The following is a 2794-nucleotide window of genomic DNA, read 5'->3' as shown; positions in this document are numbered from 1 at the left end:
CGCGCTGGCTTTGCGGCAGCTTGTCCAGCGGGGTCCAGACCCCGGCGTGGCCTTGCGCGTCCAGGTCCGACGCGGCGCGGTCGAGCGCCGCGTCGAGCTGCGGGAGGCCCGGGTCACGCGGCTTCAGAAGGGAGTTGAGCTCGTTCAGGATCTCCCGGGTACCGTCGATGTTCGCGCGGGCGGTGGCCAGATTGGTGCCGCTGCCGTAGTCGGTGCGACCGGTGAGCTCGAACTGCTCGGCGTTCTCGATGATCTCGTGCGCGCGCAGACCCATCGCCGCCGGGTCCATCCGCTGCGCCGGCCAGGAAGCTTGCAGCGCGTGCACGTCCTTGACCAGCTGGGTGGCCGGGCCGCGCAGCGAAGCGGCCGAATCGCCGTGCCACAGGCCGTATTCGATCCGGTGGAAGCCGGTGAAACCCGGGTCCTCGACGGCGGCCGGGTCCAGCGCGACCGTGCCGTTGATCGCGCCGTCCGCGTCGCCGAAGGTGTCGTACGCCGCGCCCATCCGCTCGTAGACCAGGTGCGCGGTGAGCCAGTCGCGGCGGGCCGCGGTCAGGTCACCCCTGCCGATGTCCGCCGACAACACCGAGGTACGGGTGGCCAGTTCGGCTATCCGTTGGCCGACCCACTTCTGGTAGTCCAGGGTCGGCGGGATGAGGTCGTGCTGGGTGACCGGCAGCGTGGACGGCCCCTGCGGCTGCCGGCCCGGTACGGTCCGGGTCGGGCCGGTGACCGCGTCGGTGTCCTCCTGCTCGCACTTGAAGGCGTACGAGCCGCTGCCGAGGTCCACCGCCATCGGCCGGGTGGTGCCGGGCGCCAGACCCTCCACCTCGCCGAAGATCCGGCCGGAGCGCGGATCGATCAGGTAGACCTCGGTCGCGCTGGCCGCCGAGTTGTGCAGGTCGAAGACCTGCGTACCGGCGTGCGGGGAGACCCAGCCCTGGCCGCAGCCGCCGGGCGAGGCGTCGACCGCGGTGTGCACCAGGCCGTCGGAGCTCGGCGCCGAGGCGTTCTTGGCGGTATCGCCGGAGCCGCCGCCGGTGGCCACCACGGTCGCGGTTACCGCGGCGGCGACCACCACGACCGCGACCGCCGATTGGACGATGCGGGTCCGGCGCCGCGGGCCCGGCGCGGTCGCGCCGAGCGGCTCGGCGGCGGGAGCGGACGGAGCCTCGGCGGGGGAGCCGGCGGCGGGGCCGGTCACCGGCGCGCGGTCCGCCCCGTCGGAGGCCTCGGCGGCGGGGACGGTGCCGGGTTGGCCGACGGACTCGCCGGCCGGCTCGGTGCCGTGCGCGGTGTCGTGCACCGCGGTGGGTTCGGCGGCGGGTTGAGTGGCGGGCTCAGCGGCGGGCTCGGTGTCGGGTTCGGCGGACACACCGGACCTCCGGATTTCCGTGCGGTGGATCGTGGGTGCCGCTCATGCTAAGCACGCGTCGGCACCCCCACCCAGCCGCCCAGAGGGCTGGAAACCACAATTCCCCCGCAGTTCACCCGCCCGACACTGTTAGGGTGACCTAACTGACCCTTTCGGCCCTGGACGGGGCCGAAATGACGCCCGTCGTCGCCGCGCCTGTCGCCGCGCCCGCGGTCGCCGCGCCCGGGGGGCCCCGGGCCGGGGGCCGGTCAGTCGCAGGTCAGCAGTCCCGCGTTCAGCTTCGCGGTGAGCACCCGCCGCACACTGTCGTTCACCGCGCCGCGCAGCGCCGCGTCCTTCGGCATCCGGCCGATCACCGCGCCGGTCATCGGCACGATGTCCGACGGCCGGACGGTCAGCAGCAGATTGCCGCCGGCCGAGATGAAGTCCAGCGCCCGTTGGGCCGGGGTGTGGTCGCTGACCGCCACCGCCTTGCCCAGGTCGTCGGAGATGACCGCGCCCTGGAAGCCGAGTGAATCGCGCAGCAGACCCCGGATCACCGCCGAGGAGAAGGCGGCCTGGTGGTCGGGATCGATCCGGCGGTAGATCGCCGAGGACACCATCACGAACGGCGTGCCGGCCTTGATCGCGCTGCGGAACGGCTGCAGGAAGGGGTCGTCGCGGTTGGTGACGCCGTCCACCACGTCCGCGGTCAGGTCGGTGTTGCCGCGCACCCGGCCGAGGCCCGGGAAGTGCTTGGCGGTCGGGATCACCCCGGCCTGCCGCATGCCGCGCAGGAAGGCGTCGCTGTGCGTGGAGACGGCGGCCGGATTGGTGCCGAACTCGCGGTCCAGCTGGCCGATCGGCGCGTTGACACCGACCAGGTCCGGCGGCACGGTGTCGGCGACCGGCGCGAGATTCATATTGACCCCGGCCGCCTTCAGCTGCCGCCCCCACTGCGCCGCACTGCTCTGCAGCGTGGATGCCGACCAGCCGCCCTGGGTGACCGCGCTCGGGATCACGCTGAAGCCGGGCCCGTTGAGCACCTGGACCTGGCCGCCCTCCTGGTCGGTGGAGACCAGCATGCGCAGCCGGACGCCCTTCACCGCCGGCGCCAGCGTCTGCACCCGGTCGGTGATCGGCTTGACCGACGAGGCTCCCGCGGACGTGTGGCCGAACAGGATGACCGAGCCGACCCGGCCCCGGTTGATCGCGGTTGCCTGAGCGGTCGTCATGCCCGTGCTGGACACCGCCGACATGAAGAGCTGCCCCACCTGCTGCGCCCGCGACATCGCCTTGACCGTCCGGTCCACACAGCTCGCGGCCGGGCCGGAGGTGGGCGGGCTCACCGGCGGCACGGGAGGCGTGCCGCTCGCGCTGCGCGAGGCAGACGCCGAGGCGCTGGCCGAAGCGCTCGCCGAGGCACTGCCGCTCGCGCTC

3 protein-coding genes are annotated in these 2794 nt (G+C 73.4%); 1 reads left to right on the top strand and 2 read right to left on the bottom strand.

What is annotated here, in order from left to right; translation table 11 throughout:
* Both GA0115240_RS09615 and GA0115240_RS09610 read right to left on the bottom strand, forming a co-directional pair.
* A partial coding sequence (locus GA0115240_RS09615) for an EfeM/EfeO family lipoprotein (RefSeq protein WP_370673304.1) occupies nt 1-1375 on the bottom strand: 1375 nt, incomplete at its 3' end.
* Between the two features lie 248 nt (nt 1376-1623).
* Complete coding sequence (locus GA0115240_RS09610) at nt 1624-2589, bottom strand: glycoside hydrolase family 3 N-terminal domain-containing protein (RefSeq protein ID WP_237554753.1); 966 nt, start codon at nt 2587-2589, stop codon at nt 1624-1626.
* A 4-nt stretch (nt 2590-2593) separates the two neighbouring features.
* On the opposite strand from GA0115240_RS09610, the gene GA0115240_RS36780 reads away from it, so the two are divergent.
* On the top strand, nt 2594-2794 hold a 201-nt coding region (locus tag GA0115240_RS36780; protein WP_218087420.1), incomplete at its 3' end, for a hypothetical protein.

Source organism: Streptomyces sp. DvalAA-14 (assembly GCF_900091855.1).
Classification (GTDB): Bacteria; Actinomycetota; Actinomycetes; order Streptomycetales; family Streptomycetaceae; genus Actinacidiphila.
Note: the sequence above shows the minus strand (reverse complement) of the source record. Positions and strands in the feature narration are given on the sequence as shown.

Excerpts from the sequence above, each read along its gene's own strand:
- GA0115240_RS09610 (WP_237554753.1), bottom strand. The coding sequence starts at position 2,589 with ATGACGACCGCTCAGGCAACCGCGATCAACCGGGGCCGGGTCGGCTCG.